The 7,039-nt window shown below is 59.5% G+C and carries 5 protein-coding genes; all 5 read left to right on the forward strand.

Annotated features, from left to right (window positions below; all coding sequences use genetic code 11):
* The first annotated feature begins 387 nt into the window (after positions 1-387).
* The 5 genes from CKW29_RS10455 (at position 388) to CKW29_RS10480 (ending at position 6,242) form a co-directional block, all read left to right on the forward strand.
* Complete coding sequence (locus CKW29_RS10455; RefSeq protein ID WP_095143489.1) at positions 388-1,680, forward strand: LssY C-terminal domain-containing protein; 1,293 nt, start codon at positions 388-390, stop codon at positions 1,678-1,680.
* Between the two features lie 59 nt (positions 1,681-1,739).
* Complete coding sequence (locus tag CKW29_RS10460; RefSeq protein WP_218192022.1) at positions 1,740-2,951, forward strand: LssY C-terminal domain-containing protein; 1,212 nt, start codon at positions 1,740-1,742, stop codon at positions 2,949-2,951.
* The gene (locus CKW29_RS10465) at positions 2,938-4,089 is read left to right on the forward strand and encodes a hypothetical protein (protein ID WP_095143491.1); all 1,152 of its coding nucleotides are present in this window, start codon (positions 2,938-2,940) and stop codon (positions 4,087-4,089) included. The genes CKW29_RS10460 and CKW29_RS10465 overlap by 14 nt, the downstream gene beginning before the upstream one ends.
* A 259-nt stretch (positions 4,090-4,348) precedes the next feature.
* On the forward strand, positions 4,349-5,044 hold the full coding sequence (locus CKW29_RS10470) for a GAF domain-containing protein (RefSeq protein ID WP_095148395.1): 696 nt from the start codon (positions 4,349-4,351) through the stop codon (positions 5,042-5,044).
* A 364-nt stretch (positions 5,045-5,408) separates the two neighbouring features.
* Positions 5,409-6,242: a DNA/RNA non-specific endonuclease gene (locus CKW29_RS10480; RefSeq protein WP_095143494.1), complete on the forward strand. Its 834-nt coding sequence runs from the start codon at positions 5,409-5,411 to the stop codon at positions 6,240-6,242.
* Positions 6,243-7,039 lie beyond the last annotated feature (797 nt).

Raw genomic sequence — 7,039 nt, forward strand, 5'->3', positions numbered from 1 at the left:
AAGGTGACACGGAGCAGGGTGTCAATCGCAAGCCCTGTGACGATCCCGCGCGGTCGGAGACCCTGAGCATGTCGGGAAGCTTTTTGCACAGGAACTGGGAGGTCTCAACGGTGCCCGGCAGCAGTGTGCCGGGCGGGGCGGGAAAGGGTAATCATCGACGGCTGCTGGAGCCCATCGACGAGGTATCACCTGCAGAGGCCGAAGCGGCCTGCTATCGATAGTTCGACTAGTCTGCCATGGCGGCGTGACTCACATCAAAAAGCCTCCGCAATTCCCGGGGCGGTTCATAATGAAAAGCTGCGACGTAGAGACTAATGTTCGTAGTAGCCACGGATTACGTAGGCAGGGCAGCGAAGATTGGTAAAGCTCAGTTGATGGGGTTACGCGATGCATCGCATGGTGAGACTCGTTCTCGCAGCAACGGCCATCGCAGCCGCGCTCGCCGGCTGCGCCTCCCAGCCTCCGCCAACGACGAGCCTTGACTACAAGAGCCGCGCCGTGACGCGCAGCGATGGCGGCTTGCGCGTGTCGACCGCCGTACTGTCGGCCGCAGAAAGCGAGGCGGTCTACGGCGTGCCTCTGGCGAATACATCGATACAGCCAGTCTGGGTCGAAGTCAAAAATCGGGAAGACCGCGCCTACTACCTGCTTTCGCCGGGCCTTGATCCGAATTTCTTCCCTGCATCCGAGGCGGCCGAAGCATTTTTCTCAGGGGGCACGCAGGACGAGCGGACGGCGCTCGACCGGCACTTTCGTCGGCTGGCCTTCCGCAACCCTATCCCATCTGGCGCGACAACCTCGGGCTTCGTGTTGACCAACCTCGACGAGGGGTTCAAGTTCGTTAACCTCGATCTGGTGGCAGACGGGCGGTCGAGGCATTTCTCTGTCCTGGCCATCGTGCCGGGCCTGCGCACCGATTACCACATCAGCGAAGTGTTCAGGCAGGGCATCTATCCGCCCGAAGAGATTGTGAACTACACCGATGACGCCAGTTTCCAGGCGGCGCTGGAGGCGCTGCCGTGCTGCGTCACCAACGAGGAGGGTTCCAGGAACGGCGATCCGCTGAATCTGGTGATCGTCGGCGGCCTCGATGATGCTTTCCCCGCATTCGCGCGTCGCGGCTGGCGTGGAACCGAGGAAAAGTGGTCGGGGTCGATCATGAAAATGGTTAATTCGGCGCTGGCCGGCGAGCGCTATCCCTATGCGCCGGTGAGCGATCTCTATCTGTTCGGGCGAGCTCAGGACCTTGCCTTGCAAAAGGCGCGTGACAACGTCCACCAGCGCAATCATCTGAGGCTGTGGCTGAGTCCGATGCAATATCACGGCAAGAAGGTGTGGGTCGGACAGATCAGTCGTGATATCGGCAGCCGGCTTACCGTGCATTCTGCGACGCTGACGACGCACAAGATCGACCCTGACGTCGACGAAGCGCGGAGTGCGCTGACACAGGATATGGCGTATTCGGTGACGCTGGCCAAGTTCGGATTTGTGAAGGGTGTGGGGGCCGCGCCCAAGAGCGCGCCGCGCGAGAACCTGACGACCGATCCTTACTACACGGATGGGCTGCGCTGTGTTCTGGTATTCGATAAAATGCACACCTCCCTGGCGGAAATCGAGTTCTTTCTATCGAAGGGAATCTACGAGAATGGCGGACAGTCACCGGGGCGGGTCAAGCCATGAGCCGCTTGCCGTCGGCCCCACGCGCCACTCTGCGGTGTGCAATGCGCTGCTTGTGCACCATGAGTTGTGCAGCGATTCTTGCGCTCGTCGTTGCTTGTACGACCTGGCAGGCACCTGCCGATTTCAGTACTACCGAGTTGCGTGAACGTGCGCAGACGGCCACCAGGCACCAGGTGCGCGTCAGCGCCGCCGTGCTCAGTGCCGAAGACAGGCAGCGCATGCTGGGTGTGGAGTTGGACAAGACGCGCGTGCAGCCCGTGTGGGTCGAAGTCCAGAATCAGACTGCCGATCCACTCTTGTTGCTGCGACCGGGAACCGATCCCGACTATTTCTCGCCACTCGAAGTCGCCTGGTCCATGCACGGGATATTCGCCCCGGCAGCGAACGCGCGCATCAATGCACACTTGGACCAACTGGGGTTCAAGAATCCCGTCCTGCCAGGCGAAACGAAAGCGGGCGTGCTGTTCATCAACCCGGAGCGCGTTACGCGGCTGCTGAATATCGATCTGCTGCAGAGAAAGACGCTGATCCCGTTCTCCCTCTTCTTGCGGGTGCCGGACGATGCTGGGGAAAAATGGTTTGCCGAAGGCTTGTTCCAGCATCAGGGTTCCGAGATCAAGGACTATGACGATATGGCCGCGTTGCGTTCCGCGTTGGAGCGCCTTCCCTGCTGCGCCACTGACGCGAACGGCAGGGCGCACGGCGATCCGATCAATGCGATTCTCGTCGGCGAATTCGCCGATATCGCCGCCGCATTTGTGCGTCGCGGCTACCGGCGTGCCGCGCATCCCGCGGATGCGGCCGAACGTGTGTTCGGCCGCATGCCCGATGCCGTGGTTCGCAAGCGATCGCAAGCCGGAGCGCCGGCGACTTGGGTGCGCGTGTGGAACACGCCTATGCGCTTCGAAGGTCACTCCGTCTATCTCGCGCAGGTCGCAAGACCGACCGGCGGACGCTTTGCACCGCGCGATTCGGAAAACCTCGTCTTGCATGAGGATGTCGATGAGGCGAGAAATCTCCTGATTCAGGACATGATGTATTCGGCCGGTCTGGACAAGCTCGGGTTCGTCACCGGCGTCGGTCCCGCGTCCCAGGCACAATCGCGAACGACGTTCAGCGGCGCCCATTACTTCAGCGACGGTCTGCGTGCGGTCATGTTCTTTGCGCCGCGGCCGCTCAGCCTGTCGGAGGTGGAGATGCTCGATTGGGAAACGTATCTGGACCGGCGCGAATCGCCTGCACGCAAGGAGGTCGACGATGCCCGCAAGTGACCTGTTCGGCAGGCCGGATGACTCGGCTGGCCGTCTGTGCGGCGCCCACACATTGTTGTGCCGCGGTGGCATGGCATGGCTGATGATCGCTGGCTGCCATGCGCTCACCGCCTGCACATCTGCGCCGCTGATCGCCTACTCGACGGACACACCGCCGCTTGTGCTGGTACCAGCGTCACAGGCCGGCGTGCAGGACCAGCGGGCGCGCTTTCGCGAGATTTTCTGCTCGATCCTCGACACGCGAGCAAGCGTCCTGCCCGATAGCCGCCCTTGCGAGGAGGCACTGACGCGCGTCGGTAGCGAACCGGGTGGCACCGGCAAACCCGTCGATCTCGGTCAATCGAAACGCCGTCTGATCGGCGCTGTGGTGGCTGGCGTCGGCTACGAATGCTTCGAACAATGGCTGCAAGCGCCCGGCAGCGTAGCGATTCATCTCCGCCAGTTCGGATATGACCTGGTGCAGATCAAGGTCGACGCCTTATCGAGCTCCGCAAACAACGCTCGGCAAATACGCGACGCGATCATGGCGATGCCAGCCGAAGCCGGACCGCCGCGCCTCGTCCTGATCGGCTATTCGAAGGGCGCGCCCGACATTCTCGAAGCGATGGTCGCTTACCCGGAAGTCCGCGGCCGCGTGGCGGCAGTGATCAGCGCAGCCGGCTCGGTCGGCGGCTCGGCGCTGGCCAACGATGCCGAGCAGTACCAGGCGGACCTGTTGCGGCACTTTCCCGGTGCGACCTGCGATTCGGGCGACGGTGGCGCGATCAACAGCCTTCGACCCGCAACGCGCAAGAACTGGCTGGCGCAGAACCGGCTGCCGTCCGAACTGAACTACTATTCGCTCGTTACCTTCCCGCAGCCGGATCACATCTCGTTCGCGCTGAAATCGAGTTACAACAAGCTGGCGCGCATCGATGCCCGTAACGACAGCCAAGTGATCTTCTACGATCAAGTTGTGCCTGGCAGCACCCTGATGGGCTATATCAACGCCGATCATTGGGCATTGGCAGTGCCGATCGCCCGAACGCATTCGACCATCGCTTCACTATTGGTGACACAGAATGCCTATCCGCGCGAGGCGCTGGCGGAGGCGATGCTGCGCTTCGTCGAAGAGGATTTGGCGGCATCTTCGCGCTGATCCGCCCCCGCACGTATCGGCAGCTGGAAGCGTCAGGTTCTTCGCTTCGCTAAGAGCGCGGGCAGGGCAGGAGGCTGGATTGGCCCGTTGCAGCCGGCCAGACGGGTGACGGTGGACCAACTGATGGACCGCCTGCGGCAGATCTCCGGCGCGCAGTGCCTGCCCGACCGCTGAGCCGCCGCGGCTGACCACTGTACCGTCCGGCCCATCCGGGCGGCTCTATACTCAAACCAGATCGTGCATGAGTCGGAGGCTTACCATGCCAGCACCACGTTCCGTCAGCCCAGAGCATCCCCATCTCAACCGCGCGCTGCGCACCCTGAGTGGCTGCAACCGGGCACTGCTGCTCGTCGAAGACGAGGCGACCCTGCTTCAGGAGATCTGCCAGGTCATAGTCGAGCAGGCCGGTTACCGCATGGCCTGGGTCGGCCGCGCCGAGCACGACGAGGCGAAGGCCGTCACTCCGGTGGCCCATGCCGGGGTTGAACAGGCCTACGTCGATTCGCTGAACATCTCCTGGGCGGACAACGAACGCGGTCGTGCCGTCACCGGCACGGCGATCCGCACCGGCCGCCTGAGTCTGGTGCGCAATCTGTTGACCGACCCCAAGACCCTGCCCTGGAGCGAGGGCGCGCGCAAACACGGCATCGCCTCGTTTCTATCGCTGCCGCTGCGGGTCGAGGGCGAGATCTTCGGTGCCCTCGGCATTGACGCGCCGGAACCCGATGCCTTCGGCGCCCAGGAAGAGGAGCTGCTGACCCAAGCCGCCGAGGACCTGGCGTTTGGCCTCCAGGCCCTGCGCACCAAGGCCAAGCGCGCCCAGGCCGAGCAAGAGACCCAACGCCTCAACCGCGCCCTGTCAACGCGGGTGGTGCCTACGAAACCAGAGGCGATTCAGTCTACGGTTAAAGCATCTAAGTCAAAAGTAATGAGGTGGTTATGCGTGAGGCTTTAGAAATAGATTTCGAAGGAAGGAGCTACAGAGTCACGTATTCAGTGGAGAACGGCATGATTAATGTCTCGGTAAACTCCGATTCTAGATGGGCTACGGTTGGGGTAACCCCACCAGAAGTCCTCGCCTGGATTATGGGGATCGAGTTGCTGGCGGACGCAAAGCGGAGGGGGGTATTGAACGGGTAAGGCCGATACGTGTTCATCATTACTATTGCCGTGGCCCCATGTAGATGAGCCAAGTAGAGCGGGCTGCTATCCGAAGCATTCCTGTGTCTCAGAGATGTTGCTATGCTCGCTCGGGGTTCGAAGTGTCGAACTTCCGATTGGTATTTTATTTAATTAGGTTCGTACTGGAGATGTAAGTGATGCAAAGGAAGGCAGAAGTTAAGTATTTGGCGCTACTGTTAATTCCGTTAATAGCGGCATGTACTACACCGGAGAGAACGCTAAGGACTGCAGGCATTCAGCTAGATCAAGGACTGGCGGTCGATAACTGCTCGGTAGGGTGTCCATCCGGAGGCAGTGCTCTAACCTTGAGCCGTGAGGCGTACACGCTGAACAACAATGGCTCAACCAAGTTTGCGAATTGGACGGCCTATAAAATCACAAAGGCCACCCCGGCCAGCGGGCGGCCTAGAAACTGGAGGACCGATCCAGATATTCCGGCCGGCGAGACGCTTGATCCAGTGGATTACAACGGTGCAAGCGTTGCGTTGAGTGTCGACCGTGGTCACCAGGCGAACTTGGCTTCTATGGGTGGCGTACGGGACTGGCAGACCCTGAACTATCTGTCGAATATCACACCGCAAAAGGCCGCTCTGAATCAGGGGGCATGGGCGCGATTGGAGGACCAGGAAAGAAAACTCAGCAAGGCTGTCGGCATTAACGAGGTGTACGTCATCACCGGGCCGCTGTATGAGAGGTTTGTCGGTTCGCTTCCAGGTACAAACAAAACTCATACCATCCCAAGTGGGTACTGGAAAATCATATTCATCGGCAGCACTCCGGCAGATGGCCTGTACGCATCGTTTGTGATGGATCAAGACACGCCGCGTACGGCCAACTATTGTGATTTTCAGGTGACCATTGACCAAATCGAAGAGCGGTCTGGTTTAACCGTTTGGAGTGGTCTGCCTCCAGATATTCAGGCAGACTTGAAGTCGAAGCCTGGGCAGTTACCGAAGAAAATCGGCTGTTAATTTGGATCGAACGATGGCAGTTGGTTTCAGGCCGCTACCTACCGTGTAGATGAGTCGAGCCAAGTAGGTGAGGGCGCTCAACGGACAAACGCATTGAAGGTCTGGAGGCCGAAAAGGGCACGCTGTCCGGACAAGTCGACACCCTCAATGAAAAACTGAGCGAACTGGGTGGCCTGAAAGGCGAACTGGAAAAAGAACTGCTCTCCCTCAAGCGTCCTGACGGTGCCAAAGCAGCGAGCGGACACAAGGCTGCGTTCATGCAGTTCGTTCGCAAAGGCGCGGATACCGGCCTGGGTGACCTGCAGGCCAAGGCCTTGTAAATCAGAGTAGAGGCTGATGGCGGCTATCCGTCAATTTACCGAGGCTCACAATGAGCATTCGGCCAAACCGCTCAAATGGAATAAAACGGCTGAGGCCATCATCGACTCGGTACATAAGGCAAAGCTGAGCGTGGTGAAAAATAAATTAATGGTTAACCGCTCAGTCCATTAGTCGACATTTTCATGCTGTCCATGCTTCTTGCTTGAGCGGTTTTGGTTATATGAATATTTCGAAAAGTTATAGAAATATATCAGTAGGGTCGTGCCATTTGATTCGTTTGTTTTTGGTGGGGAAGGTGAGGTTTTAGGGGGGGGAGATTGCCTGGTTTGCGATTTATTGCTTTTGTAGTTGTAGTGGTCAACTAATCCCGGACACGACGTTAAGTTTTTCTTCGGCCCGAGCTGGCGCCAGCCCACCGTTGAATTGATGGGGTCGAATCCAGTTGTACCGATGCATCAAGAATTGGCTGATATCAC

Source organism: Pseudomonas sp. Irchel s3a18 (genome assembly GCF_900187535.1).
Lineage (GTDB): Bacteria > Pseudomonadota > Gammaproteobacteria > Pseudomonadales > Pseudomonadaceae > Aquipseudomonas.